Origin of the sequence: Metabacillus crassostreae (assembly GCF_016908395.1) — a bacterium.
Classification (GTDB): domain Bacteria; phylum Bacillota; class Bacilli; order Bacillales; family Bacillaceae; genus Metabacillus; species Metabacillus crassostreae.
On sequence record NZ_JAFBDU010000001.1, the window covers coordinates 358,527 to 385,202 of the forward strand.

General features: G+C 30.4%; 39 protein-coding genes and 1 pseudogene. 36 read left to right on the forward strand and 4 right to left on the reverse strand.

Annotated elements, in window-relative coordinates; genetic code table 11:
• Positions 1-6: 6 nt before the first annotated feature.
• Together JOC75_RS01845 and JOC75_RS01850 are read left to right on the forward strand one after the other, a co-directional pair.
• The gene (locus JOC75_RS01845) at positions 7-1,215 is read left to right on the forward strand and encodes a Ger(x)C family spore germination protein (RefSeq protein ID WP_204952426.1); all 1,209 of its coding nucleotides are present in this window, start codon (positions 7-9) and stop codon (positions 1,213-1,215) included.
• Between the two features lie 281 nt (positions 1,216-1,496).
• A complete protein-coding gene (locus JOC75_RS01850; RefSeq protein ID WP_338036538.1) occupies positions 1,497-2,624 on the forward strand; it encodes a GerAB/ArcD/ProY family transporter in 1,128 nt (375 codons plus the stop codon).
• Positions 2,625-3,175: 551 nt separating this feature from the next.
• Here the strand turns inward: JOC75_RS01850 and JOC75_RS24415 are convergent.
• Together JOC75_RS24415 and JOC75_RS01860 are read right to left on the reverse strand one after the other, a co-directional pair.
• A pseudogene (locus JOC75_RS24415) lies at positions 3,176-3,445 on the reverse strand (stage II sporulation protein P); the annotation flags it as partial.
• A 296-nt stretch (positions 3,446-3,741) separates the two neighbouring features.
• Positions 3,742-3,921, reverse strand: coding sequence for a hypothetical protein (locus JOC75_RS01860; protein WP_204952428.1), 180 nt, complete (start codon positions 3,919-3,921; stop codon positions 3,742-3,744).
• A gap of 233 nt (positions 3,922-4,154) precedes the next feature.
• Here JOC75_RS01860 and JOC75_RS01865 point away from each other — a divergent pair, with 233 nt between their 5' ends.
• The 22 genes from JOC75_RS01865 (at position 4,155) to JOC75_RS01970 (ending at position 18,328) form a co-directional block, all read left to right on the forward strand.
• Entirely contained in the window at positions 4,155-4,316 is a 162-nt protein-coding gene (locus JOC75_RS01865; RefSeq protein ID WP_204952429.1) for a GrpB family protein, read from the forward strand.
• Between the two features lie 93 nt (positions 4,317-4,409).
• Positions 4,410-4,688: a DUF3784 domain-containing protein gene (locus JOC75_RS01870; protein WP_239589241.1), complete on the forward strand. Its 279-nt coding sequence runs from the start codon at positions 4,410-4,412 to the stop codon at positions 4,686-4,688.
• A 33-nt stretch (positions 4,689-4,721) separates the two neighbouring features.
• Positions 4,722-5,042 (forward strand): hypothetical protein, encoded by a 321-nt coding sequence (locus JOC75_RS01875; protein WP_204952430.1) that lies wholly within the window; start codon positions 4,722-4,724, stop codon positions 5,040-5,042.
• Positions 5,043-5,288: 246 nt separating this feature from the next.
• The gene (locus JOC75_RS01880) at positions 5,289-6,380 is read left to right on the forward strand and encodes an erythromycin esterase family protein (RefSeq protein WP_204952431.1); all 1,092 of its coding nucleotides are present in this window, start codon (positions 5,289-5,291) and stop codon (positions 6,378-6,380) included.
• A gap of 189 nt (positions 6,381-6,569) precedes the next feature.
• Positions 6,570-6,989 carry a GNAT family N-acetyltransferase gene (locus JOC75_RS01885; protein WP_204952432.1) on the forward strand — a complete coding sequence of 140 codons (420 nt, stop codon included), beginning with the start codon at positions 6,570-6,572 and terminating at the stop codon, positions 6,987-6,989.
• Between the two features lie 116 nt (positions 6,990-7,105).
• The gene (locus tag JOC75_RS01890) at positions 7,106-7,921 is read left to right on the forward strand and encodes a lipid II flippase family protein (protein WP_204952433.1); all 816 of its coding nucleotides are present in this window, start codon (positions 7,106-7,108) and stop codon (positions 7,919-7,921) included.
• Positions 7,922-8,079: 158 nt separating this feature from the next.
• A complete protein-coding gene (locus JOC75_RS01895) occupies positions 8,080-8,688 on the forward strand; it encodes a transglutaminase-like domain-containing protein (RefSeq protein ID WP_204952434.1) in 609 nt (202 codons plus the stop codon).
• A gap of 146 nt (positions 8,689-8,834) precedes the next feature.
• Entirely contained in the window at positions 8,835-9,473 is a 639-nt protein-coding gene (locus JOC75_RS01900) for an NAD(P)-dependent oxidoreductase (protein ID WP_204952435.1), read from the forward strand.
• 81 nt (positions 9,474-9,554) lie between these two features.
• Positions 9,555-9,875 (forward strand): hypothetical protein, encoded by a 321-nt coding sequence (locus JOC75_RS01905; RefSeq protein WP_204952436.1) that lies wholly within the window; start codon positions 9,555-9,557, stop codon positions 9,873-9,875.
• A 169-nt stretch (positions 9,876-10,044) separates the two neighbouring features.
• The gene (locus JOC75_RS01910) at positions 10,045-10,329 is read left to right on the forward strand and encodes a hypothetical protein (RefSeq protein WP_204952437.1); all 285 of its coding nucleotides are present in this window, start codon (positions 10,045-10,047) and stop codon (positions 10,327-10,329) included.
• Between the two features lie 95 nt (positions 10,330-10,424).
• Positions 10,425-10,967, forward strand: a complete 543-nt coding sequence (locus JOC75_RS01915) for a GNAT family N-acetyltransferase (RefSeq protein ID WP_204952438.1) — start codon at positions 10,425-10,427, stop codon at positions 10,965-10,967.
• A gap of 228 nt (positions 10,968-11,195) precedes the next feature.
• Positions 11,196-11,681: a DUF4367 domain-containing protein gene (locus JOC75_RS01920; RefSeq protein ID WP_146945756.1), complete on the forward strand. Its 486-nt coding sequence runs from the start codon at positions 11,196-11,198 to the stop codon at positions 11,679-11,681.
• Positions 11,682-11,732: 51 nt separating this feature from the next.
• Complete coding sequence (locus JOC75_RS01925; protein ID WP_146945755.1) at positions 11,733-11,912, forward strand: hypothetical protein; 180 nt, start codon at positions 11,733-11,735, stop codon at positions 11,910-11,912.
• Between the two features lie 233 nt (positions 11,913-12,145).
• Positions 12,146-12,340 (forward strand): helix-turn-helix transcriptional regulator, encoded by a 195-nt coding sequence (locus JOC75_RS01930; protein WP_204952439.1) that lies wholly within the window; start codon positions 12,146-12,148, stop codon positions 12,338-12,340.
• Positions 12,340-12,798, forward strand: a complete 459-nt coding sequence (locus tag JOC75_RS01935) for a DUF3278 domain-containing protein (protein WP_204952440.1) — start codon at positions 12,340-12,342, stop codon at positions 12,796-12,798. The genes JOC75_RS01930 and JOC75_RS01935 overlap by 1 nt, the downstream gene beginning before the upstream one ends.
• A gap of 162 nt (positions 12,799-12,960) precedes the next feature.
• The gene (locus JOC75_RS01940) at positions 12,961-13,617 is read left to right on the forward strand and encodes an HAD family hydrolase (protein WP_204952441.1); all 657 of its coding nucleotides are present in this window, start codon (positions 12,961-12,963) and stop codon (positions 13,615-13,617) included.
• Between the two features lie 241 nt (positions 13,618-13,858).
• On the forward strand, positions 13,859-14,884 hold the full coding sequence (locus JOC75_RS01945) for a serine hydrolase domain-containing protein (protein ID WP_204952442.1): 1,026 nt from the start codon (positions 13,859-13,861) through the stop codon (positions 14,882-14,884).
• 183 nt (positions 14,885-15,067) lie between these two features.
• Entirely contained in the window at positions 15,068-15,823 is a 756-nt protein-coding gene (locus tag JOC75_RS01950; protein ID WP_204952443.1) for a GNAT family N-acetyltransferase, read from the forward strand.
• A gap of 88 nt (positions 15,824-15,911) precedes the next feature.
• The gene (locus JOC75_RS01955; protein ID WP_204952444.1) at positions 15,912-16,193 is read left to right on the forward strand and encodes a hypothetical protein; all 282 of its coding nucleotides are present in this window, start codon (positions 15,912-15,914) and stop codon (positions 16,191-16,193) included.
• Between the two features lie 16 nt (positions 16,194-16,209).
• Positions 16,210-16,632 carry a DUF3237 family protein gene (locus tag JOC75_RS01960; RefSeq protein WP_204952445.1) on the forward strand — a complete coding sequence of 141 codons (423 nt, stop codon included), beginning with the start codon at positions 16,210-16,212 and terminating at the stop codon, positions 16,630-16,632.
• A 66-nt stretch (positions 16,633-16,698) separates the two neighbouring features.
• Complete coding sequence (locus tag JOC75_RS01965; RefSeq protein WP_204952446.1) at positions 16,699-17,454, forward strand: alpha/beta hydrolase family protein; 756 nt, start codon at positions 16,699-16,701, stop codon at positions 17,452-17,454.
• Between the two features lie 448 nt (positions 17,455-17,902).
• Positions 17,903-18,328, forward strand: a complete 426-nt coding sequence (locus JOC75_RS01970; protein ID WP_204952447.1) for a GNAT family N-acetyltransferase — start codon at positions 17,903-17,905, stop codon at positions 18,326-18,328.
• Between the two features lie 65 nt (positions 18,329-18,393).
• Here the strand turns inward: JOC75_RS01970 and JOC75_RS01975 are convergent, their stop codons facing one another.
• Positions 18,394-19,200, reverse strand: coding sequence for a retroviral-like aspartic protease family protein (locus JOC75_RS01975; protein ID WP_204952448.1), 807 nt, complete (start codon positions 19,198-19,200; stop codon positions 18,394-18,396).
• A 315-nt stretch (positions 19,201-19,515) separates the two neighbouring features.
• Here JOC75_RS01975 and JOC75_RS01980 point away from each other — a divergent pair, with 315 nt between their 5' ends.
• The 4 genes from JOC75_RS01980 to JOC75_RS01995 all read left to right on the forward strand — a co-directional run bounded on the left by JOC75_RS01980 (position 19,516) and on the right by JOC75_RS01995 (position 22,101).
• Positions 19,516-20,076, forward strand: a complete 561-nt coding sequence (locus JOC75_RS01980) for an HAD-IIIA family hydrolase (protein ID WP_204953475.1) — start codon at positions 19,516-19,518, stop codon at positions 20,074-20,076.
• Positions 20,077-20,208: 132 nt separating this feature from the next.
• Positions 20,209-20,418 (forward strand): hypothetical protein, encoded by a 210-nt coding sequence (locus JOC75_RS01985; protein ID WP_204952449.1) that lies wholly within the window; start codon positions 20,209-20,211, stop codon positions 20,416-20,418.
• Positions 20,419-20,568: 150 nt separating this feature from the next.
• Positions 20,569-21,144, forward strand: a complete 576-nt coding sequence (locus tag JOC75_RS01990) for a histidine phosphatase family protein (RefSeq protein WP_204952450.1) — start codon at positions 20,569-20,571, stop codon at positions 21,142-21,144.
• Between the two features lie 177 nt (positions 21,145-21,321).
• Positions 21,322-22,101: an alpha/beta hydrolase family protein gene (locus JOC75_RS01995; protein WP_204952451.1), complete on the forward strand. Its 780-nt coding sequence runs from the start codon at positions 21,322-21,324 to the stop codon at positions 22,099-22,101.
• 245 nt (positions 22,102-22,346) lie between these two features.
• On the opposite strand, the gene JOC75_RS02000 is transcribed toward JOC75_RS01995, so the two are convergent.
• On the reverse strand, positions 22,347-22,667 hold the full coding sequence (locus tag JOC75_RS02000; RefSeq protein ID WP_204953476.1) for a cupin domain-containing protein: 321 nt from the start codon (positions 22,665-22,667) through the stop codon (positions 22,347-22,349).
• Positions 22,668-23,068: 401 nt separating this feature from the next.
• On the opposite strand from JOC75_RS02000, the gene JOC75_RS02005 reads away from it, so the two are divergent.
• The 8 genes from JOC75_RS02005 to paiA all read left to right on the forward strand — a co-directional run bounded on the left by JOC75_RS02005 (position 23,069) and on the right by paiA (position 26,667).
• Positions 23,069-23,566 (forward strand): GNAT family N-acetyltransferase, encoded by a 498-nt coding sequence (locus tag JOC75_RS02005; protein ID WP_204952452.1) that lies wholly within the window; start codon positions 23,069-23,071, stop codon positions 23,564-23,566.
• Positions 23,567-23,730: 164 nt separating this feature from the next.
• Complete coding sequence (locus JOC75_RS02010) at positions 23,731-23,934, forward strand: hypothetical protein (RefSeq protein WP_204952453.1); 204 nt, start codon at positions 23,731-23,733, stop codon at positions 23,932-23,934.
• Positions 23,935-23,946: 12 nt separating this feature from the next.
• On the forward strand, positions 23,947-24,273 hold the full coding sequence (locus JOC75_RS24420; protein ID WP_420828006.1) for a 2'-5' RNA ligase family protein: 327 nt from the start codon (positions 23,947-23,949) through the stop codon (positions 24,271-24,273).
• 105 nt (positions 24,274-24,378) lie between these two features.
• Complete coding sequence (locus JOC75_RS02015; RefSeq protein ID WP_204952454.1) at positions 24,379-24,732, forward strand: hypothetical protein; 354 nt, start codon at positions 24,379-24,381, stop codon at positions 24,730-24,732.
• Between the two features lie 69 nt (positions 24,733-24,801).
• Positions 24,802-25,098, forward strand: coding sequence for a hypothetical protein (locus JOC75_RS02020; protein ID WP_204952455.1), 297 nt, complete (start codon positions 24,802-24,804; stop codon positions 25,096-25,098).
• 126 nt (positions 25,099-25,224) lie between these two features.
• Positions 25,225-25,413 (forward strand): hypothetical protein, encoded by a 189-nt coding sequence (locus JOC75_RS02025; protein WP_204952456.1) that lies wholly within the window; start codon positions 25,225-25,227, stop codon positions 25,411-25,413.
• Between the two features lie 258 nt (positions 25,414-25,671).
• Positions 25,672-26,124: a MarR family winged helix-turn-helix transcriptional regulator gene (locus tag JOC75_RS02030; RefSeq protein WP_204952457.1), complete on the forward strand. Its 453-nt coding sequence runs from the start codon at positions 25,672-25,674 to the stop codon at positions 26,122-26,124.
• A 24-nt stretch (positions 26,125-26,148) separates the two neighbouring features.
• Positions 26,149-26,667 carry a spermidine/spermine N(1)-acetyltransferase gene (gene paiA / locus JOC75_RS02035; RefSeq protein ID WP_204952458.1) on the forward strand — a complete coding sequence of 173 codons (519 nt, stop codon included), beginning with the start codon at positions 26,149-26,151 and terminating at the stop codon, positions 26,665-26,667.
• The last annotated feature ends 9 nt before the right edge of the window (positions 26,668-26,676 follow it).

Genomic DNA, 26,676 nt, shown 5'->3' on the forward strand with positions numbered 1-26,676 from the left:
TGCTATATGACTAGAAAATCGATAACACTCGTTATAATAAGTATCTTAGTTTTGTTTAGTTCAGGCTGCTGGAATCGTCGTGAATTAAACGAACTTGCAATAAGTGTTGGGGAGGGAATAGACAGGGATAATGAAGGGAAATATCAGATTTCTACACAAATTGTCATACCTGGTGAAATCGCTTCAAAGACAAGCGGTGCTGCCTCGGGTTTACCGGTAAGAATATTTACTGCAACTGAAGATACAGTTTTTGAAGCAATGCGCGAGTTAACAACAAAAAGTCCAAGACCAATATACCATTCTCATCTACGTGTTCTCGTAATAGGAGAATCTCTAGCTAAAGAAGGTATAGGTGAAGTGTTAGATATGTTTTCAAGAGATCATGAATATCGAAGTGATTTTTATATTGTTATCGCGAAAGATACTAGCGCTGAAAATATTTTATCCATATTAACATCAATTGAGAAAATACCAGCAAATAATATGGTATCCTCTCTTGAAACTTCTGAAAAGACATGGGCACCTACCGCTGCTATTACGTTAGATAAATTAATACAGGATTTGGTAACTGAAGGGGAAAATCCTGTATTAACAGGTATAGAGGTTATAGGCGATCCTGCCGCTGGTCAAACAAAAAAAAACTTAGAAACAATTAAGCCGACAGCTTACTTAAAATATTCAGGATTGGCTGTTTTTAAGAGTGATAAAATGTTGGGTTGGCTAGATCAAGATGAAAGTAAAGGATATAACTTTATTATGAATAACATAAAAAATACAGTAACAGATGTTAATTGTCCAAAAGAAGGAAAATTTAATTACGAGATTGTAAAGTCAAAAACCGAAGTGACGGCAAAGGTCGAAAATAGTACACCCAAGATCGAAATCCATATAAAGTCAGAAGGAAATGTTGGGGAAGTAAAATGTGACATTGATTTAACAAAACAAAAAACAATTGAAGAATTAGAGAAATCAGTAGAAAAAGATTTGATTAATCTTGTGGAAAAGACTATTAATAATGTAAAAGAAGATTTTAGTACAGATGTATTTGGGTTCGGTGATGCTATTCATAGAGCTAATGCAGAAGCTTGGGAAAAACTAAAAAGTGACTGGAATGATAAACATTTTACTGACCTTGAAATCAATGTGAAAGCAGATATAAAGATTCGTCGCTTAGGAAAGATCGGGAATTCTATTACATCTGAAATAAAGGAGTAAGGCTTTGTGTGGATGATGATAGGCATTATTTCGGTAGGATTAGTAATAGTAATGGCTGAAGTACCTAGTCTTATTAGAAAGCAAGAGAAAAAACAACTATGGGTGTTCGCTATCCTATTGATTTTGGGAGTAGGTTTAAGTATAGCTAAAACCTTAAACGTACATATACCTAACCCTATAGACGCACTGATATTCTTTTATCAGCCAATAAGCGATGTCGTCATGACTTGGTTAAGTTAGGTAGCATATTTTTTGTGAAATGAAATTTTTTTAAAAACGAAGTGAAGAAGGGATGTTACATAAATACGTATAAAATAAGCTCAAATCAGTTGTTTATACTAATTTTCCTTTTTGAAATTGGTAGTTCTATTGTTGTAGGTTTAGGATTTAGTGCAAAGCAAGATGCTTGGTTAGCAATCTTATTAGCATTAATAGGAGGAATCATTCTTTTTATTATCTATTTCTTATTATATAAACAAAATGCAAATAAAACACTATCCGAATACTTAGAAGATATATTAGGTAAGTACATCGGGAAAATTGTTGCCGTTTTTTATAGTTTGTATTTCCTTTATATCGCAGGAAGGGTATTACGTGATTTCGGTGACTTAATCATCACTACTGCACTTGATAACACGCCTTTAGTAATCGTCAATTTAGTTATTGTTTTACTAGTGATGTACAGCTATTACCTGGGATTAGAAGTCATTGCAAGAGCAGGGAGTATATTTTCTATTATCTTACTATTATTGGCGTTATTCTTCTTTATATCTGCTTTTATCGACCAACTACCGAAAGTTGAAAATCTCCTTCCTGTTCTAGAAAAAGGGTGGGAACCTGTTTTAAAAGCAGCCTTTCCATTAACATTAACATTTCCCTTTGGAGAAATCATCGTTTTTACTATGATATTTCCATTTTTAAATCGTCAGGATCAGGTTTTTAAAGTAGGTTTAGCTTCTTTAATATTCAGTGGCACGCTTTTAATGCTAACGATGACAGTTATTCTAAGTATATTAGGACCTACAGTAGGAGACACAGCACACTTCCCTTTAATGGACGCAATAGAAAAAGTGAATATAGCTAATTTTATCCAACGGTTAGACCCCATTGCTCTAGGCATTCTTATAATCGGTATCTATTTTAAGACCACCATTTTTTATTTTGGTGCATTGTACGGTCTTGAAAAGATATTTAAAATAAAAAAACAAAAACGAAAATATTTATTAGTCATTACAGGTGCAGGGCTTCTTGCGAGTTCAATTTTTATGGCTGAAGGGCTAACAGAACATCTACGTATAGGGCTAGAAATTGTTCCTTTATATTTACATATACCACTTCAAGTTTGTATTCCCGTAATTCTTATTGTTCTAAGTACTTTTAAATACAAGATGAAACTCAAAAGTACATAATTAATAGGTTTTATTTCTTAGGTAACAATAATAACATATAAAGAATTAACTATTTCATTTCAACTAAGGAACAGGTACTTATTATTATATAGTCTAGAACAAAGTTTAACATTTTTGTTAAAAAAGAAAGTAATAGTGTTTAAGTGTTATTAGCATCATATGCCTTATATTAGCATTAACGATTTTAAAAGGCCTTCACAATTTTAATATTGAGGTATCTTTAAAAAACTTCACATTTTGGTGTGAAGTTTTAAAATGATGGCGAAAACATTTTTGGACTGTGAATATTCGTAGGATTAATTAAGTTATAGGAGGATTCAAAAACATATTTTTTGATTAGACAATAAATATCGCATAATCAAATGTAGAGCTCTTTTATCTATTTAACTATTCCTAAGGTTTAATCTAATTTAGTATATTCGTTTTTTGAAAAAGGAAAGAAAATTAAAAAGACTCCCAAGCCTCATCTGAAGAAGGGAGCCTTGGATTAAAGCTCTCTAAAATCTCTTTACTCATATGAGACATCATTTCCATCTTTTTATATTCTTCTTTTAGAGTATTCTCAATACCTCCAACTTCGAGCAATAACTACAATCATGATCCAAAAAATCTTGATTGTAGTTATTCCTAGCAATTGGATTCATTGGTTCTTGTATATAAACCCCTATAAGTAATCCTGGATATTTATCTTCAACCTTCTTTGCTAGTAACTCTGCTATCTTCTTATTTTCTTCAAATCTTTTATTGTTTTTAGAAACAATAAGTTTTATTCTACTAACATCTTGTCCGTTAATATTTATTGTTGTATCTCTTCTGTTTTTTTTTGAATCTCTGGTATATAAATAGCAATTTTTAAACTTTCATGTTTATAAAGCATATCCTCAAGAATGTTCCCCGAAATTTTATACTATTTTGAAAAACTGATTTCTTTTTCTTTTAATATCCCTACAACATCAGTGTCATCGTGCAATGCTAATTTGGAATGAACTTATAACTTAGCATTTTAAAAATTGCAGAAAAATCCCTATTTCTGCCAAAAGTGATTTTTACAGAATGCTAAAAGGTGCAAAAAAATAACCTCAAATAGAGAGGCTATTTATAATGGTCATTTTTCAATTCATTTAAGTGGTATTAATAGATTAGATGATGCTATACCAATAAGGCTTAATACTATTCCAATTGGTAAAAGAATATATTCCAATATTAGAGGCATCTCGATTGATGGTGTTAATAAAAATAACGGAACACCAATTAGTAATGTTAATATGATAAACATATTTAATCGCTGAGTATTCATTTTGATAACCTCCTAACATAATAATATTACTTAAATCTAATCCAGTAACCATATTTTAACAATTTTTATGTAACAGCTTTAAATTGTAATTTTTTGTAATAAAAAGGAGATACAATTAATGGTAATATTAATTAATATTAGCACATTTAAATGACCGCAGAAACGAAGCAGATCAATTGAAGAAAAATTGTAATATTTATAAAAGAGAATTTGAGCCTTAGAAGGATTTTCAATTGGAAGGACGAGAAGTGTTGAATTTTACTGGAATAAAAACCCTACAATTTGATGAGCGGTGGATAAAGGAATTTGAGTCAACAAAACAAGTAATTAGCAACTCTTTACGTAACTTGATTATTACTATAGAACATGTAAGAAGCACTTCAGTTCATGGGTAAAAATAAAAGTTATGCATTAATTATCAATAAGTTACTTTAACTTATAGCACTCGGTTCATATTTGTTATCAATACCTATAAAGGAGGCATTTTAATGAATCAACATTTATTATTTATATCAATAATCTTATTAGTATTAGCATATTTGGTAGGTGTAAAAAAGAAAGTCTGGTTATTGTCTGGTTATAACCAAAGACGTGTGAAGGACAAAGATAAACTAGCTAATTTAGTGGGTAATTATAATTTAATTATGGGGATTGTTATGTTAGGTGCTGCTTTCATTGATCATCCAGATACCATAGTGTTAATTCCAATTCTGGTAATAGGATATGTGGTTCTAATTGGGTATGTAAATACAAAAATGGTTGAATAACATGGACGTAAAAAGATTAGTGGAGGATGTCTTGTGGAGAAATTAACTGTTGTAGAATGGTTACAAAAGAAAAATGTCACTGAAAATGAAATTGACTTTATAGTTACCTTTATCCCAACAATAACATATCTTCAAAAGAAACCAGAGAAAACAACTGAAGCGATGGATATGTTTAAAAAGCAATTCCCGACGTTTTGTGTTGAATTAGAAGTGAATAATTGGGAATATGAAATTGTTCATAAAACAATTCAAAAAAATATCCAGAATAAGATTTCAACGAAAGAGCTATTGAAGCGTATGTCAAAACAGGGCTTGTGTAAATCATTTTGTGATTCTTTACTAGGGATGTCTTAAATTTAGAACTTAATAATATTTGTTTGTTTATATATAACAGGTCCTATTTTACGACGAAAAAGATAGCATTAAGTTTAATAAAGGTTGTTTTTATATATAACCGATAAAATCAGCACAGTATTAAGTTTTGTGGCCTCTTTTCTTCCTCAAATGGTATCCTTATATGCTAAAACACACAGTTTCTACTTTTGGTTATATAGCAACAATCTTTCAGAAAAGAGACTTAATAAAAAAGGATGTTATTCCATGGATTTTGGTAGAGAAGGAACTTGGAGTCATTGGAAGGATCAAATTAGAGAAATTGCTGGTGAAATAAATAACGATAGTGATTTTTCAATTATAGATCGTTATATAAAGAATAATCGAATACTTTTACTTGGTGAGAGCTCACACGGTATAGGAGACTTTTACACCACTAAAATTGATTTAATTCGTTATTTACATGAGCAACATGGATTTAATGTTGTTGTATTGGAAAGTAGCTTTATCGAAGCAACGCTATGTAAAAGGTTTTTAAAAGACCAGCCAACTAAATTGCAGATCCAAAATTGCTTTTTAGATATTTTTCATAATGAAGAAATGATACCTCTATTTAATGAAAATTGGGCGAGATCAATTAAGCTTAGTGGAATGGATCCTCAACCCACTTATCCTTTGATATCTGACTATATAATAGATTGGATAAGGCATTATACAAATAACGAGTTATATAGAAAAATAAAAGAAGCTGAGAAGGCATTTTTTGAGTTAGATAAACAGATAATGTTCAAGATAACAAAATCCTTAAAAGTAAAAATGAAATCACTCATAAAAGAATATCAAATTCTATTAGATTTAATAAATAAAAAAAGACAAATATGCACGAAACAAGAAGAGAGAAAGATAATCGGAATCATACAACAAGGAATGCAAAATAGAATGGATTGGCTTCGATTGAACCTAAAAGAATATCTATCATCAGGCATTAAAAGAGATTTATATATGTTTGAAAATGTAGAGTGGTTGATGAATCATTATTTTAAGAACGAAAAGTTAATTATATGGGCTCATAATTTTCATATTAGAAGAAAACAAACACTTAGTTCAAGGATTTTAGGTATAAAAACTGTTGGGAATTTGTTATATGAAAAGTATCCAGAAGAAGTTTATTCCATAGGAATGTATGCTGGTAAAGGCAAATTTTCTACTCAGCTGCGAGTTGAACTAGAAATCGATTCATCGAGGAAAAATCACTTAGAGTCATTACTATCCGAGGCTTCTACAACAAATTTATTTCTTCCATTGGATGTTGAAAATCAACCTGTTTATAAAAAGATGTGGTATAGAAGAAGATGGTGACTATTAGAATCAGGTTTTATGGGACTATCTCCGAAGGTCATTTATCCCCAAGAGCTTTATGATGCGATCCTTTTTATCAGAAATGTTAGTTCTCCTCGTTATTTAACAAGATCTTCTAGTGAATAAGTTAAAGTTAAAGGATTTCTAACAAAAGATCACTTAAATTCAATAATGATAGGGAGCATATCGTTGAATAATGTAACTAAAGCTCAAATAGACGATTTAGATAAGTTAGTAAATATAGACAAAGCGGTTATTGGAGATGATAGAAGACGAGATTATATTAAAGACGCTATCGAAGCAGAAACATGTATAGCTGTAAAAGAAGAGGATCATATAGTTGGATTTTTATTATATGACACTAGCTTCTTTGGATGTTCTTTTATTTCGTTAATCATAGTAATGCCAAATAAAAGACGGAAGGGATATGCTAGCTCAATGATTGAATATATGGTAACCCATTCACCAACAAAGAAAGTATTTTCTTCTACCAATCAATCAAATGTTAAAATGCAAAATGTATTTATAAAAAATGGGTTTATTCAAAGTGGCATAATTGAAAATTTAGATGAGGGAGACCCAGAGATCATTTATTATAAAATTTCTTAAAATAAATGATTACTAGATGTCATGTAATACAGCTTAATTAATGAGTTTTAAGTACAAGATAATAACATTATGGTAAAATAAGGGTAATAAATATACAAGAAAAAGAAGGTTACTTAGTGGAGTTTTTAACTGAAAAATTATTATTTATAGGATTATTTATTTTTATCATTCATTCGATCGAAACACTTGCCTATGCGGTGAGGCTATCAGGTGCGAGAGTGAAAATGATTGCGTCCGCTTTATCTTTATTTAATATAATGGTGATCGTGTCAAGGCTAGCTAATATGATGCAGCAGCCTTTTACTGGTAGCTTAATTGATACTGCGCCATCAGAAAATGCCTTGGAGTTTGTAGAAACACAATATCGAATTCTTATTGGTGCATCAACAGTTGGAACAGTATTTGGTATCATTTTGTTTCCTACCTTTATCGCTCTATTTTCTCGGGCAATTATTCATTTATCTGAGGAAAAAGGCTCTGTTCCTTCCTTAATGAAAAGGATATTTTCTTTACAATACATAAAACGAAGTATTACCCATTTTAACTTACCTAAGTTTTCATATTTGCGTGATATAAGGGCTAAGGATATTCCAATTCGTCTATTTTGTATAAATATGGTTATAACCGCAATCTATACAATCGGTGTATTATCAGCACTATATGCTTCATTATTAGCACCTGAAAGAGCATCTACGGCCATTATGGCATCAGGCTTAATAAATGGCATAGCCACAATACTTTTGGTAGTCTTTATTGATCCGAAAATATCTGTTATAGCAGATGATGTTGTAAACGAAAGAGGAAGTTACAATAAGCTAAAAAGTATGTCTATCATGATGGTCACTTCGAGGTTGTTAGGAACATTACTTGCTCAATTGTTGTTTTTATGGGGAGCAAGATATATAGCGTGGTTCACAAAGTTCATGGTTTAATCGTTATTCTGTAAAAAGAAAGTGATTGGGAACCGTAGACTAAGGTGAGGATCTTATAAATAATTACTCGATACAGTTAGTAAATCTGATAGACCTATATTGAGCTTTAAAATATATAGAATTCTACATCTTGTTTTTGTGGAAAGGGATGCATCCAATTGGAATTAATAATTGAATCATCAGATTTAAACGATTATATGAAAGAATCTAATGTAGTCAATTTTTCTCATCCTTTAATTGAGGAAACAATTACTGATTTGTTCAATGACAAACAAAAAGAAATAGAAAAGGTTGAGACAGCATATAAATTTGTTCGTGACAATATATCTCACACATGGGATATTCAAGGTACAATAGTTACCTGTAAAGCATCAGAGGTTCTGCAATACAAAGAAGGTATTTGCTATGCTAAATCCAATTTGTTAGCTGCTTTATTAAGATCACAGGGTATTCCAACTGGCTTTTGCTATCAACGACTAATGATCTTTAATACACCCGATAAGGGATATTCACTTCATGCATTAAATGGAGTCTACATTAGGGATTTAAATAAATGGATCCGTTTAGATGCTCGAGGAAACAAGACAGGTGTAAAAGCTGAATTTTCGACTAATGAAGAAATTTTGGCGTTTAATATACAGGAACAATTCGATGAGAAAGATTATCCAACTATCTATACTGACCCTAATTGGAAAACAATTGTTACTTTAGAAGCAAGTACAAATGCTGTGGAAATGTATAAATACCAATTACCAGACAGTCTCTAAAAATATTACTAAGTTCTTTTAAAGTAGTTGTGTTCTCTTAAACCATTGAATGAAGATTTACATATTAATAGTAATATATTTAGATTAATGGAACTAAATAGGGATTTTAACGTATAACATATCATTATGTTTTGTGGGAGGATATTATGGCTCATTCCTTTAAGGTAGCAATAATTGGTGGGACAGGGAAGGTAGGTCGTCATATTGCAACTAGGGCGTTAGAGAAAGGCTATCAAGTCCGCATGTTAGTTAGGAATCCTGAAAATTCATCATTTAATGATGAAAGAATAGAGATTGTAAAAGGAAATGCCCAAAATATAGAGGATATTCAAAAACTACTAAAAGGCTGCCATGTAGTAATAAATACTTTTGGACAGCCAATTAAAGAGACTCCTATTTATAGCAAAGTAACGGGAAATATACTAGAGGTCATGACTGATGTTAAAATTGATCGATATATTACTGTTTCTGGTGGATCTTTAACTATTAAGGGAGATAAAAAGAGCTTTCTTAATCGATTAGGTGCAAAGATATTTGAAAGGCTCTATTCTAATTTGATGAAAGATAAGAAAGAAGAATGGGAAATTCTTAATCGCAATCATTACATAAAGTGGACTTTAATTAGACTTCCATTTATAGCTGAAGGTCCTGGGAAAGCAATTATTAAAGAAGATCTTACAGATATGCCAGGTACAAAAATAATGAATCAAGATATCGCAACATTTATTATTAACCAAATTGAAAATCTGCAGTATGTAAAAAAAGCACCCTTTATCGCAAATTAATAATAGTCATGTTAGTTTAACTTTTAAAAGTGAATGAATGTTAGCTTGGGAATTTAATTGAAAAATGGGGGCTTATATTTCATGAAAAAATTACTAGCAAAAAAGGAAGTAATCTTCTTAGTAGCTATAGCTGCAATATTTATAATTCTCCATTCAACACCAAGTATGGCATTACGAACACAAGTGTTATTTATGGGATATCCTAAATCAGCTTTGACTACTAAGATTGTTGATGATAAATACCATAATGAAATGGATCACATTAAATTTGCTGAGTTAAATGCCAAAGCATACACCTTAACAAAACCACCGATTGAGAAAGCTACACAAGGTGAGTTAAGAAACTTCCTTGTTAGAAAATATGGATTTATATACTTAGCAGAATACTATGGAGAAACTTAAAGTATTAGTAGTAGATCAGTGTTATATTTGTATAAAAATTTCATTTGAAAGCACTATTCATTAAAAACATGGATAGTGCTTTTCCTCTTTTAAAGAAAAGATAGAAAAATATTCCATAAAGTAACCAAGAATGTTACCATTAAATCATGAAAATAATGGGGGCGTAAAATTGTTATATGAAATTAATTGGGGAAATATAATCATTCATTTTGTCTTTTTATGGCTAATTACACTATTTACCGCATATATCAAAAAAACATCTCTAGATCCAAAAACAAAATATTACTTTAACATTGCTGCTATTGTATTAGTTTTTCTTACTGTTCTACATTTTATAGGTTATGAATTTTATATCATCTTTAGTTTGATAGAATGGGCGACAAAATTTATCTTGCCATGGGTAGCTTTGTATTGGGTAGTTCGACTAATAAAGGTATTTGAAGCAAAAAGCTAATACACGTGTCTTATTTAGTGCAGTTCAGGCTCTAAGACAAAAGGCATCTTGTTCAATAAGAATAATTGTATAATAGAAGTTGGAGTTGATTTAATGTGGTAAAAGAGACTATTCCAAGTGCTTGGGAAACAAAGCGTCTCACAATAAAAGACTTAGTTGAAGATGAAATTCAACCTGTTCAACAGTTATATGAACAAGGTAGTTTTATACATAAATGGGATGGACGAAGTCTAGATAAAGAGTTTGTTCATCGCTGTTTTACTGTTGGTGACTTACCACCTAATGGAACAAAAGATCGATTTAAAATCCAGGTTATAAGATTGAAAAGTAACGAAATTATGACGGGCTTACTTATAACATATCATGGATTTCCCCAACCTAAAATATTTTACATAAACTATTTATATATTGATAAAGAATATCAGAATGAAGGACTGGGGCATGAGTTAGTTACCGAATTGTTAAGGATATTGCAACATGCAAAGTATAATGAAGTTCGAGCTAATGTTGCAATGAAAAATTGGCCAGCAGTTAGGTTTTGGACTAAACTGGGCCTTAATACGATTAATGGGTTTTTTGGAGATAAAGAACACGGTGAGAACCAATACGCTGATATAGAATTAATTAAGACGTTTTAAGGAATGAAAGCAAATGGAACACAGAAAAGGTACTTAACAAATTGCATCACAAACAAACTTTAACAACGAAAGTTCATAGTTATTATGAAGATCATTGAACTTAATTTTTTCATTTATTTATGATATTTAATACAATTCTGATCAAGTGTTAATAATCTGATTATCAAATGGGTTCTAGATTCAACATTAGTATAAAGAAGGAAATGGCAAATAAAAGGGAGTTTTTTTATGAAAAAAATAGGATTTATGTTGTTGCCAATATTATTACTTGTAATAGGATGTAGTGGAGGCACAAGCTTAACTGAATTTGATAATACTAAATTAAAGGAAGAATTAAATGACCAAGCATTTCAGCCAAAACTTCCTACTAAACTTCCTTTTGAGGTTGAAGAAGCAGCTTTCACAACTCCACCTCAGGAACAACAACCAAGTAATATTCTTTCATTTGATTTCTTTGGTTCAGGAGATGAAAATGGTAAAGGAAACCACTTAAGTTTAATGGCTGTTAATGGTGGAAAAGTTGAGTCAAATATAGAATATGAAGATGTTAAAATAGGAGATTTAAATGGAAGTTATGAAGTAAACGATGAAGAAGAAATGATTTTAAATTGGTCAGAAAATGATATTCATTACAGACTAACATTTTACGTACAACAATCTGATAATGAATTAACAAAAGAAGAACTAATAGAAACGGCAAAGTCATTTGAGTAAAAAGTATAATATCATGCTTTTAAATTTAAGGTAAAGAATGGAAATATACAATTGGGAATAGGAAGATTACTTTTAATAGCCATACTGGCAGGTTTATACTCAGGGGTTTTAGACGAATTTCAATATCATTACGGAATTAATGCAATACTTAGTAATGTTATCTTAGCACTCTTACTATTTGTTACAGCTTACTTTTTAACGAAATGGGGAAGAGAAAGTAAGCCTAATTAAATTTTGTTTGTACAGAGTATTAAGGGTAATCGAAGATGAATATACCGCTTTGACAGCGTTAGATTCTATGTGAATGATTGTACTAAAATAGAAAGAGTGCGATATTTTAATTAAAAGAATAGCTAATTCTTATTAAAATAAAATAGTTGATTTGTTAATTGACTTTTTTTTATATGAAATGTAATATATATCTTACATACGTTAGATATATATTACAAACTGTAGGTGAATAAATGAAGAATAACGTGAAAATAACACGGGTAAAATTGTCGATGCCTCAACAACAGTTAGCTCAAAGAGTGGGAGTTACTCGACAAACGATTGGGCTAATTGAGAAAGGCGAATATAACCCTAGCCTTCAACTTTGTGTTGCCATAGCAAAAGAACTAAACAAAACGTTAGATGAGTTATTTTGGGAGGTTGAATAATGATGAAATCTTGGATATCGTTTTTACTACCTAATGACGAATATAAAGAAAAAAGAGTGTTGTATTTCTTTGCAGAAGGAGCTTTAATTCTTTTCATTTCTCAAATTATCATGTTAATTTGCACTAAGTTTTTTAATATAAGTGCTGAACTTGCACTTTTGGTATCTGTTGCTATTTTTCTTTTTTATGTTACAGCAAGGTATATTATATCCGGGATTGAATATACAGATATTACAACAGAACGTTCTTATAAGAGAGAAATAAAAAATATATGTATTAAAACTTGTGGCTTTGTTGTTATCTATATTGTTTTATATTTAATTATTGTTGATATACCAAGTAATCTAATAGGGTGGATGGAGATTATTGGTTTATTAGTAAGTATCGGTATCGTGTGGTTTTTCACTAACTACATTTCTTTAAATCGTTCTTATAAGAAAAACAAGGAATTAATTTAAAAGTATCTTCAGCAGTAGAGCGCATTTCTAGAAACTTGGAAATGCGCTAATTTCAATTTAAGAATCACTAAAAAAGTGGTTAGTTTTAATGAAAATCTTAAATGATCATGAAATCCGTATGGTAAAATGAGGGAGTTACTAGCTAATGAAAGGAAGCTTAATATGACCAAATATAAAGTAATTTTATTTGATTTAGATGGAACGATTTCAGATCCCAAAACAGGTATAACTAAATCTGTTCAATATGCGTTACAGAAAATGAACATTAATGAATTGAATCTTGATAAATTAGAATGTTTTATTGGGCCACCACTTCATGTTTCATTTGCTGAATTCTACGGATTCGATGAAGTAAATACACAGAGAGCAATTGATTTTTATAGAGAAAGGTTCAAGAATAAAGGGATGTTTGAGAATAAACTATATTCGGCTATTCCTTTACTTTTAGATTGCTTAAGAAAACAGCAATATACTTTAGTTGTTGCAACTTCAAAGCCTACTGTATTTTCTGAACAAATCCTAAATTATTTTGATATTGACAAGTATTTTGACCTTGTTGTGGGAAGTAATTTAGATGGAACAAGATCTTCAAAAACTGAAATTATTCAATACATCATCCAAAAGTACAATGAAAATAGTTTAGATGATTTTGTCATGATTGGTGACAGAAAACACGATATTATTGGTGCAAACAATGCTGGTATTGACTCAATCGGAGTAACTTATGGATATGGTTCGTTAAAAGAACTAAATGACTCTAATCCTACACATATTGTTAATCGAGTTGACGGGATAAAAGATATTTTAGGAGTTCTGTAGATTCTTCTAACAATAGAAGAACACTTTAATAAGTTTTATGATGAGAGCTTTAATTTAGTATTTAATTAACGAAATTCAAAATTATACAACAAAAGCTTGGAATCTCAATCTGAAAATCTCTTACAGTATCTTCACATATGATAATGTCACCATAATTTGATCTGCTTATCGTAAAAACAATAAAAAATCCGAATGCATACAATATATACAAAAATGAATAAAGGGTAGGAGTTATGATATTATGCAACTCACATATAAACCTAATAGTAAATTTTCATCAGTATTAAATCATGTTCAGAACACTTTTAATCAAGTACTTTGTTCAGGTGCATCGGTTTTTATTATTCATAATGACACTATTGTTTTAGAAGATTATATAGGAAAGCAATCTAATAATAGTGGTGCTAGAAATGTTAACGAAGAAACTCAATTTCATGTAGCCTCAGTAAGGAAAAGCTATATAGGTTTTGCTGTGGCTTACGCTTTATATAACAATTACATAGAACACATAGATGATCTTGTGTTGAAATATTTACCAAAGCTTGACGAAACTACTTGGAAGGAAACGACCATCAGGCATTTATTAACTCATACACATGGATTAAATCAAAAGGAGGAGACTATTTTTCGTGAGCATCCTGCTGGTCAAAGCTGGACATATCGACAAGTTGGTATAGATGCTTTAACTAAAATTGTGAAGAAGACGACCAAAAAATCAGTATCAGAGATTATTCATGAGCATGTATTTAGTCCTTTAGGTTTTAGTGAATCAAATTGGTATGCACATAAACACGATAAGCTTGCGGATGTAATATTACCTGAAGCTGGAGATGAAAATTGGCAAACAAGTGAAAGCACAGAAGGTGACAAGGCGAATATGTATGTGTCGACCCGTGAGTTATCATATTGGGGGTATCTTCATCTTAAACAAGGAAAGATAGATGAAAAGCAAATTGTTCCAAGAGAAATAATACAAATTACTACATCACTTCAAAGTCCTGTAATAAAAGATCAAGATTTACCGCAAAATGGTTTCTTATGGTTTGTAAAAGATTACCCAGCTAAGAAAACAGAAATAGGTGCATCAATTCCTAAAGGCTCATATCAGATACTAGGTTATACGGGTGTTACATTGTTGGTCATTGCTGATGAAAATCTAGTCGCAGTTCGCATGTTTAATAGTTTTGGTTCACCTGAAGGGTATGATTATCTATCTGATGTTAGGTCTTTTGGAGACACTGTGATGAATTGTCTGCAATATGGATAAGGTACTGCTATGATGATTTTATGAGAGAATTTAAAGTAATTAGTAGAATGTTATCATATAATTACAATATTAAACAAAAAAGGTCTGATCTTACATAACATATTTAACCTTTAAAATACCGATTCTTAAAAAGATGTTCACTATTAAAAGAGAAAGTAAATGATTAATAGAGGAGAAATAGTAATGAAAAATATAACATTTGATAATATTTATAACCTTGGAAAAGTAGTGGCTGAAAATGACCAATATAAACACTTTCATTATCCTGAGATGCTGACTAGTTATAGTAGTAACTTTATTGAATTTAAACATCTACCTTCTTTATCTGAATTTTTAGATGCTGAACAATACTTAAGGGAATATCATTTGAAACGGGGCCAGAATCATGTGAAGTTTACTTATCCTGATAATGAAAAACCTACATCTGAACTTATATCTTTCTTTAATGATAATGGATATGAAATAGGTTTTATGGAATTATATGCTATTAAGCCACAGCAATTTCCTACGTCAGCAAACAACCCTGATATAGAAGTTACTTTAGTGACAGATGAAAATATAGAAATATTTTGTAATCTTCAGTATCAACATAATTTGGAGTATGGAAGTGAGTTTGCAAATCAAAAACATGAACTCATAAAACGTCAGTTTAAAAATCAAGATATTCTTCAGATCTTGGCGTTTTACAAAGGAAATCCAGCTGGGTATGTTGTTGTCATAGTTTCTGAAGAAACCGCAGAAATAGACAACCTAACTGTTGATGAGAAGTTCCAAAACAAAGGAATCGGTAGAAAATTACAACAATATGTAATGGAAGCATTTCCTGAAAAAATTATCATTTTAATAGCTGATGGACAAGATACTCCGAAAGAAATGTATAAAAAACAAAATTATCAATATCTTGGATTTAAATATGAGGCTCAAAAGGTATATAAATAGTAATTTTTATTAGGTGGAAACCATCTAAAACAATTTATCTTATGATATTGAATCTACTAGTTTAAGAGGGGGAAAAGGAAGTTCTTGAATGAGAAAAATTAACTTTTGGTCATTTATCATGTCTATAGTTAGTAAAGTATTATTTTTAATAATTACTCTTTCAAGTGCTATAAATTATTCATTTTTGGGTACAGGTTTTATCAATCTCATCCTGTATATGACATTAATTAATTTTGTTTTAGCAGTAGTAGGCTTTGGTGGTATTCAAGATTGGAAAGGTTTAGCTAGAAGTGTAGCTACGATAATTCTTACAGTAGGCTTAACGGCATTTTTGTTCTTCATTATATTTATTGGGAATTTATTTAGTTAATAGGAGGCTTTGAAGCATGGAGTTTGAAGAAATCTTCACTGTACATGTTCAAATTAACAATACGATCAAATTAACTAATCATGAAGGCGATTCAGTTATCATGATTTCTTTTAAGGGTCATGTTTCAGGTGAATATTTCACAGGAGAGATCCTTGATGGAGGAGTTGATACGCAAATTATTGGAAGATTTGGTGATCGACATACCTTATCAGCTAGATATATGCTACAAGGGAAGGATTATACAGGGGAACAGTGCAGCATTTATATTGAAAATAACGGTCATGTAAACAATAAATTGAAACATCCTTTATTTAGATCTTATCCAAAAGTTATTACAAATAGTAAGTCTTTAGCTTTTTTAAATGATGACATATTAATTGCAGAAGGACTACCAACGGAATCTGGTTTAGATATAAAAATATATAGACTTATGAATTAGTACATAGCTTAGATTATCTTAAGTAAAAGTTAGTAACTAGATATTTTTTGATGTGGAGGTATTTAAATGATTAGTTATAAAAAAGAAATTGTGAAGATTAAACATCATGGTAGGGAAATCCATAGCGTCTATTACAGACCTAACAGTAAGAAGAAGTGCCCTATCGTAATCTTCAGTCATGGTTTTAATGGAACAAATTTAGATTTTGCGATGAATAGTGACTATTTAGCGAAAAATGCCATAGCTACTTTATGTATCGATTTTTGTGGAGGCTCTGTTAATTCGAAGAGTGACCTTAATACCGATGAAATGTCTATATTTACAGAAAAAGAAGATCTATGTGCGGTCATTGAACATGTAAAGAATTGGGAGGATGTTGATCCTACTAATATCTTTTTGTTTGGAGGAAGTCAGGGAGGATTAGTATCAGCACTAGTAGCGGATGAAAATGTTGAAGTAATTAAAGGACTTCTTTTGCTATTTCCAGCGTTTTGTATTGCAGATGATTGGAATAATAGATTTCCAACACTTGAGAGCATTCCTGAAACACACGAGTTATGGGGAGTTCAGCTAGGGCGAATTTATTTTGAGTCAATTCATAATTATAATGTGTTCGATCATATCGGAAAGTTCAATAAAAACGTACTAATTTTTCATGGTGATCAAGATGAAATTGTGGCACTTGACTATGGGAAAAGAGCAGCACTTTTTTACCCAAATGCTAGAATTGAAATTTTCCCTGGAGAAGGTCATGGTTTCTCAGAAGCAGGTAATAAAAAAGTAAGTGAAACGACATACGAGTTTGTAAAAGCTAATAGTTAACTAGAAAAAAAGTTATTTATGCTTATTTAATCATATTTTAAGTTACAAATATTTGAATTTAAGTTAAAATATGAATAAGATAATAGATAAGGGATAGTACTTATAGCAAAATTATAACTGAATAAAGGGAGTAACTGATCTTGAGTAAAGAATTTCACAAAAATAATTTAAATGAGTTTATAAAATACAGCCTTTATGTAATAGTAGGTTTTTTACTTATTCTGGTAGGTTATGGGGTAGGTCATTTTATCGGAAAATTTATCTACTAATTGATGTTAATCTCTCATAATTGAAAGCGCCTTTTTAATATAAGAAAAGGTGCTTATTTATGTTTAGGGAAGGAATTTCAGGAAGGGTACTTTTTAGTAAATGTGAAGGAATATACTTAAGTTAAAATGACATTTTTTGGAGTATCTAATAAAAAGAATGTAAGAGGAGCAATGTAATCATGAATTTACATATAACTGAAGAATTAGATCGACATGCTAAAAAATTTGTAGATGATGAGCTTTACAAATTTAATTTAAAGCACTTTCCAGAGGATTTAGGAGGTAGGTACAAAGAAATTGGTATATTCATTAAGGATGACAGCGGTATTGTTCGAGGTGGGCTAATTGGATCAATCTGTTGGAATTGGTTAGAGATACATACTCTATTTGTAGATGAAGAGATAAGAAAGCATGGATATGGCACTAAATTATTAGTACAAGCTGAGAATATAGCTTTAGAAAAGAATTGTGATTTTATTAAGTTAGACACTTTAAGTTTTCAAGCATTAGGTTTTTATGAAAAACATGGTTATACAGTGTTTGGGACATTAGATAATGTAGGTAGAGAGCATAAGCATTACTATTTAAAAAAGGATTTAAAGTAATTTTATTCAGGTTGATAATCTTATGGGCTTATAACAAATTCATAAGATTATCAATTGTAAAGTTTTCAATTATTACTTAAGATCGCCCATTTCTTATTAGGGAAATCAAATATCCAATTTGCTTTTCTTATCGTGTTAAATCCTACTATTAGATCTATCGGCTGTTCCAAATAATCATTAAAATGGCTCAAATCTGTAGCAGCAACCATTTGTTTTGGGAAAAAATGTCCTCCAATTTCAAGAGTATCCATATAATAAATTGAGACTTCCGCATTTAAACCACCAGAGTCTTCGGCTAGACCTTGAATATCTATTTTTTGAAACATATTCGGATATGTAGTAATAAGAGAATGATCAACAATATTCATATTAGCTCCTGTATCCCATAAAGCATGAACTTTAATATCATTAATAGCTCCTTCTATAAAAGGAAGTGAGTCATTAAAATGGAGTTTATGAAAATTAAGATTTTCTTCTTCTTCAAAAGGTGAATCAACAAGAATTTTAGATTGATCTATAAGAAAAGAGCATTTATGTTCCAAAAGAAAATCTATTCCTAATAAATTTGTTGAAGCACCAGTATTATCCTCGATTAAGGTCAACTCAAAATCTTCTTTTCTAATAGGTCCAACCCTTATAACAGAAACACTAATTGATTTTAACTGGTTTTCTGAAAAAGCTCCTAAATAATCATTAGTATCGGTTGTTTTTGCATATGATCCTAGGAAATTATCTTCTAACATGATGGTCTGATTTGCCCCAGTATCCAGATGTAACTGATAATCTTCCCCATCAATAGTAGCTTTTACAACTAGTATCCCTATATCACTAACATCTTTATCTTCTATAACTAATAAATCAATACTACTCAATTAATCTCCTCCTAATTTATATATATTACCATAATTTATCCAGTTATTTCTCGAAAAAATTGTTAAATACTAGTAAACTATATAAAAATGATTAGACAATTGTATAAGTGTTCATTTTAAGAAAGTTTATAAATAAATCTTATAAATTATTTACTAGATCTGAGAAAGTTTTTATTGGATAATTATGTTAAAATATTTAGAAGATATATACTTAAAGACATATTATTTTAAAATAATGTAAAAAGGTTAACCTTAGATCGTTGATAATAATTACGTATAATACATGATTTTTTAAGGAGTACATTTATGAATAACTTGCGGAGAATTGAAGCTGTTTTTTTAGACCGTGACGGAACAATTGGTGGTGATGACACAGTGCATTATCCAAATTCATTTGAATTATATTCTGATTCACAGGAACTAATAAGCAAACTAAAGAAATCTGGGATAAAAGTTTTTTCATTTACAAATCAACCAGGAATATCAGAAGGGAAAGCAACTAAAATTGATTTTATTAATGAACTTACTGAATTTGGCTTTGATGATATCTTCATTTGTCCACATAGTCACAGTGAAGGTTGTAATTGTCGAAAACCTAACATTGGTATGCTTATTGAAGGAGCAGAAAAATATAAATTAGATTTAAAGAATTGTGTTGTTATAGGTGATAGGTGGAGTGATATGGTCGCAGCTTCTCATGCTAATTGTATTAAAATACTTGTAAAAACAGGTGCAGGTCATTCAACATTAAATGAACACTATAAAAATATTAAAGATTTAGATATTGAATTTATTGCTGAGAGTATTAAGGAAGCAATTGATTGGCTCTACTTTCAATATGATGTAAAGAATCCTAATGTTCTTTTAAATAGCTAATTATTTTCATAATTCGAAAAATATTTCTTTAAGAAATAAGACTTTTTTTATTCGAACACTTTATGGAACTTGAAAAAGTCGTCTACTACATAAAAAGAGCAATAATCAAGATTAATAAGAGGAGCCTTGAAAATGGATCTTAAAAAGTTAGTCAGAAATAATGAAAAAACAGTATTACTAATTTCTCAGGTGATTATTATAGGGTTTTTAATTACAAATATATTGGTTTTTATCGATAAAGATTCAATAATAGCAAAATCACTTGCTGCAGCTTCATTTATAGGATTTTTGTTTTTTTTGATTATGACACTTAGAGCTAATTCGAAAACGGAAAAGCATTAAATTCAAACAAGAACTGACCATTTAGTTTGTACCACAAGGATATATATGTTTTTTGAATAACGTTTTTCCTTAATTTCTAGGGGTTTTTAGTATCTCTTCTTCAATAGTAAAGTTAGGACCTATAAAGGAAGTTATAAAAGATGATAGCTAATGGAATTAATTTTTATCAGACATGGTCAAGGGGAACATACTCTAAACATCCCACAAAGTTTACAGATAGAAGATCCAGCGCTAACTAATTCTGGTAAGGAACAAGCTAAAGGCTTAGCAAAGAAATTCCCACTTAATGAAAGTGATAGTTTAATTGTAAGTCCTTTACGAAGAACTCTACAGACAGCAGCTTTATGGAGTGAGAAAATAAAATGCGAAAAAGTTGTAACAGCTCTAGTCTCACCTAGAATGTTCCCACAGATAGCAGAAGCTAAGACTTTAACTTGTGATCTTTTATTGAATAAAAGAAAAATCCAAAAGGAATTTCCTGATTTTTATATTGATGAGACATTGTCAAACAAGTTATGGATTAATGGAATCAATGTGTTACCTGAACAAGAATTTAGGATAGTTGCTAAGAATTTCATTAATTGGTGTAGAAAACAAGATAAAGAAAGAATTTTTGTTATTTCACACGATGGCACAATAACCTCCTATAGAGAATTTATAACAGGGAAAATGCTATCAAGAGCAAATTTCCCGAGTGAAACAGGGTGGTTTAGTATTAGAATTTAAATACATAAATTTTAATAGAGGATGTTACTGCAACCTTATTCAGGCAAATAATCTCTATCTTTAATTATGTTTATGTAATTATGATGTTATTTGTGGGTGGGAGCCAAAATTATTTAAGGTAGCAGAGGTAGGGAAAATAAGTTGTCATCTTTTAAATAATTCGTTAAGGAGTAGATAATGTCACGTACAATTAAAATATCTTATGGGGAACATAGCTCACAATTTGGAGTATTAAGAATTCCGGATAGTAAAGAACCATTACCAATAATAGTTATGATTCACGGAGGTTTTTGGCAGTCTAAATACAATCTTGAAGAAAATAACCCTATTGCAGAAGACCTAACAAGTAGGGGTTATGTTACATGGAATATCGAGTATCGCAGAGTTGGAGAAGAAGGAGGAGGTTGGACAGGTACTTTTAATGATGTAATCGACTCAATTAATTATCTGTCCCATTTAAAGGAAGTATACAATTTAGACTTAACAAAAGTATATCTTATCGGTCATTCAGCAGGTGGTCATTTAGCCCTTTGGGTTGCTTCTAGAATGGACCAAATAAAAGATGCTCAAAGCTTTAATAAATTAATTGTACCTGTTAAGAAAGTGGTAAGTTTAGCAGGAGTGACAGATTTAAATAAAATGTGGAAGTTTCACGAAGAAAAAGGCATTAAAAGTCTTGTTGCTAGTCTTATGGGTGGACCTCCAAATGAGTTTGATGAACGATATAAGGCTGCTTCTCCAATAGAGTTGATTCCAATAAGAATAGATCATGTTTTAGTTCATGGTGAGCTTGATCAACATGTACCAGTAGAATTAAGTAAAGATTACTATTTAAAAGCAATAGAAAAAGGTAGTAATGTAAAACTATTAATTCTACCAAATGTTGAGCATTTTAAAATTATTGATCCTACCTCGACTGCATGGGAATCAATAATAAGTATAATTTTTGAAAAATAGTAACTACGTCATTCTTACTAATCCTCAGTCATTAAACGTAAATGTGTTACATGTGCATTTTTATGTAAAAGAGCAGATTGAGTATTCGGCAACATACAAAAGTGTCACTAAAACAATTAAAACCAGAAGGGAAAGGTGATTTATATTAATTTTGATCTTAAGCAATCTAGCCCTTACTGGAACAATGCGAATATTTTTGGATTTAGAAACTATAACATTAATAAAAGCAACAAGAACTTGTTACTTTAAGAAGTCCCATTTATATCGTTATCCCTTTTCTCAAAACATAGATTTACAGTTCTACTATTAGATCTTGTTCTATGTTGCGTATGTGCCGGTACATTAAAGATTTCTCCAGGTAGTAAATTAAATGTCTTATTATTTTCGAAGTCGATTATGAGTTCTCCTTCTAGTACCATAAATAATTCGTCTGTGTCATGTTGATGCCAATGAAACTCACCATTAATCACAGCAATTCTTAAAACATGATCATTGACTTCTGATACGACAAAATTCTTATATTCAGTTATATCAGTCACTAAATCTAGTAAATTTATTTTTTTCAATAAGCTTCTCAATTATATATCCCCTTATAATACAAGAATTTTGAAACTATGTAAATTATATCATTTAAACAATAGAAATAGACAACATTCAACTATTACCGGGAATTTAATTAAACTGGTTGGTGAAAAGTTCACTTAGATAGTTATTTAAGGGATGAATTCACAGGCATTTATATATATCATACTCCAGGTTGTCTAATTTACTTGTCCAGCTTAAACCAGAAATTTCAAGAGACCTTTCAATTTCAGTGGGAGTATTTGAACTATGAAATCTACCAACATATATTTTTGTGTTGTTAGAATCGTTAATGTTTAACCAATTTTCTTGGGAAATCCTTTTTCCCAACGTCTGATAGTGTGCTTTATCAATATGTAATAGAACGTTAGAGGTGAAAAAGAACATGAAAATAAGAGAAATAAATATAGATGATGCTGAAAAGTTTGCACTGCTAACGAATGAAATTGAAGCAAGCTCGCAATATATGCTTTGGGAAGTGGGGGAAAGATCAGTTGAGACTGATCATCAAGCTGAAAAAATAGAAGCTATCCAAAGAAGTGAAAATTCTACTATATTCGTTGCTGAACAATTCGATAAACTTATAGGGTTCCTGTTAGCTGTCGGTGGTGGTGCGCAAAGAAACAAGCATTCTGTTTATATTGTAGTAGGAATTTCAATTAATTTTAGAGGACAAGGTGTAGGCAAAAGGTTGTTTGAGCAAATGGAGAAATGGGCTAAGGAAAGAGGAATATGTCGTTTAGAGTTAACAGTTGTTACTTTAAATGAAGCAGCTCTCTCATTGTATAAAAGACAGGGATTTGAAATAGAAGGTACAAAAAGAAATTCTTTATTTATTGAAGGAAAATATGTTGATGAATATTACATGTCTAAACTTATATGATATGCATTTAAAGATAAATGGTAATTAATTATGATTCACATAAATCAGAACAGAGGGTTTGTCAGGGAAAGCACACTTCAATGGTCAGTTTGTAAAGCTTAGAAAGGAATAATTTTAATAACTAGAAAAATATTGATTAATAAAGGAGATTAAAATAGGCTGTTATGGAACGATTTAATAAAGACACATACATAGTTTTGGATCTACCTATGGACATTTCGGAAAAAGTAATGAAAATAAGGTCTGATAATGATTATATCATGTCATTGCCAGCTGAAATAACAATTGCAGGATCAAGTGGCTTAGGGATATTACAGCATGAACAACATCCAAGCAATGTCTATGTTACGATAAAAGAAATAGCTTAAAGGACAAAACCAATTAAAGCTAAATTTTTAGAGGTTAGTAGGTTTCCAAATACAAACATCTTCTTTTTTACGTTAAATAATGAAAGTTCTTTCGTAAAATTACACCAACAATTTGCGAATTCGAGTATTAAATTTAAAGACAATCCATTCCCTTATAAGCCACACTGTACATTATCTAACAATGCAACGTTATCAGAATTGGATAAAAAGAATTTATTATCTAAAGAGATTACTGATGAATTTGTTCTTGATACAGTATCTCTTTATACATTAGATAGAGTATCAAGTGCAGAGCTAAATGTTTGCTTACTGGAGAGTTTTCAATTGTCTGGAGTATAAAAGTTCCTTCTTAAACAACTTAGCATGAATGAATTTCGTATATCACTAACGATGTATTAATTGTAAATTTAGGATTTTGTTTTAATATTGGAATTGGAGGTTCTTATGAAAAAAACATGGTTATTACCCATTTTATTTATACTATTGGTTGGTTGCTCATCATTTTCAGATACTGATCCAGTACCATTACATCCTCTTTTCTCAAACGATGAATCTAAGTATTCTTTATTAGTTGTTGATGAGACTGGTGAATTTAAAATGGGAAATGAATGGCAGGAAAAAAATAATATCTTTAATGTTCAAGCTGTTCATGGTAGAAGTTCAATAAAAGAAATAAATAATCAATATAAATTCATAGAATTAGAAAAGTCTCCTGCTTTTGTTGTCTTTAATACAAAGGAAATAGTGTTGAAAACTTACAGTGAAAAGGAATTAATTGATTTTCTTCATAATAATTAATCAACACCTTTTAATAATAGACGCTTTAATGTGATATTCAGTAATCTAGCTCAACAGGGGGATATTGTTATGAAATTTACAGGTTATGTTTCCATGTTATTGGCTATTATATTATTTGGATTTTCTACTATAAATTTCTTCTTCGTTGGAGATAGAAGGGGTTCTTTCATTCAAGAAACCTTTGGTATATATGAACCTGTTGGAACATTACTCTGCCTTTTGTTAGTATTACTATTTTTTAGTCTATCCTTAAATTTAGTGTGGAATTTATCGTATAAGAGCATTTTTAAGCTTTCGATCATCTCCTTAATGTTAATCTTCCTGTTACCAATAATATTAATGGTGTTCTTTGCTGGACAAATATAATAGCAAAGTGAAACCTTAATTAATCTTCAATGGATATTACTTACGAGGCTATTTCTCATCTAATGTCTGCTATATTTATTCTATTTTGGGATTTTTTTATAGTTATTATAGAAACGGGGAATTAATATGAAGTTCAATGCGAGATTAAATACAGTACAAATAATTTTTACATCAGCATTTTTTGCTACAGTAGTTACAATTGCAAATTCTTTTATAGAATGGGATAACCAAAATTATTCGGGTATTTTTGCTGGTATAACAACAATCATTGGAGCAGCATTTGCTAAGGTGATTTTTAAGGAGAAAAACGAATAAAATACTCTCACCTTTAGAAAGAAAGTAGAGGTATGACAATATATTTTCTATATTAGGAAGAATTAAAGAAAGGTTGCATTTTAAGAGCAATAGTAAAGTTAAGGAATGTAAACCATTGTTTCTTAAAATGTTGTTCATTTCAAAATTATAATCTTTTGCATAAAATCCTTTATTTTGTTGCAAATACAATAAAAATAGTTTAAATTAAAAACACAACGTATTTTGTTGCATTTACAACAAAACACTAAGGAGGTTACCATGACGGATATTCTTCGTGAAATTGGTATGATTGCAAGGGCATTAGATTCAATAAGTAATATTGAATTTAAAGAATACGATCTAACAAAAGGGCAATATTTATACCTTGTGAGAATATGTGAAAACAAGGGAATCATTCAAGAAAAACTAGCTGAGATGATAAAAGTAGATCGGACAACAGCAGCTCGTGCGATCAATAAACTAGAAATGAATGGGTTTATCGAAAAGAAAGAAGATAAATATAACAAAAAGATCAAAAAAATCTTTCCAACAGAAAAAGGAGAAAATGTTTATCCTTATATAATAAGAGAAAATGAACACTCGAACAGTGTCGCATTAGAAGGCTTTGACGAAAAAGAAGTAGAAGACATGGTCAATTTTCTTCATAGAGTAAGAAAGAATATAGAAAAAGACTGGGAACTCGTCAAAAAGGGGCACAAGAGAATATATTGATATGAAAAGGGAGTGACATTTTAAGTGGCTGTAAAATTAATAAAATGCAATCAGGATGATTTACATAGACTTCAAGAAATAAGTATAAAAACATTCAACGATACATTTAAAGATCAGAATTCAACAGTAAATATGACAGCCTATATCCAAAAGGCATTTAACTTAAAACAATTAGAAAGAGAATTAGCCAATCCTTCTTCGCAATTCTTTTTTGCGAATTTTACTAATGAAGTGGCCGGATATTTAAAAGTAAATATGAATGATGCTCAATCAGAAGAAATGGGCGAAGAATCCCTAGAAATTGAGAGGATTTATATAAAGAATAAATTTCAAAAATATGGCCTAGGTAAATCTCTGTTGAATAAAGCGATGGAAATTGCGATGGAACATTACAAAAATAAAGTATGGCTGGGCGTGTGGGAGAAAAACGAAAATGCAATAGCTTTTTATGAAAAAATGGGATTTGTTCACACTAGTGTTCACTCATTTTATATGGGTGATGAAAAACAAACTGACTTTATCATGACGAAAACACTTTTATAATTTTGTAAA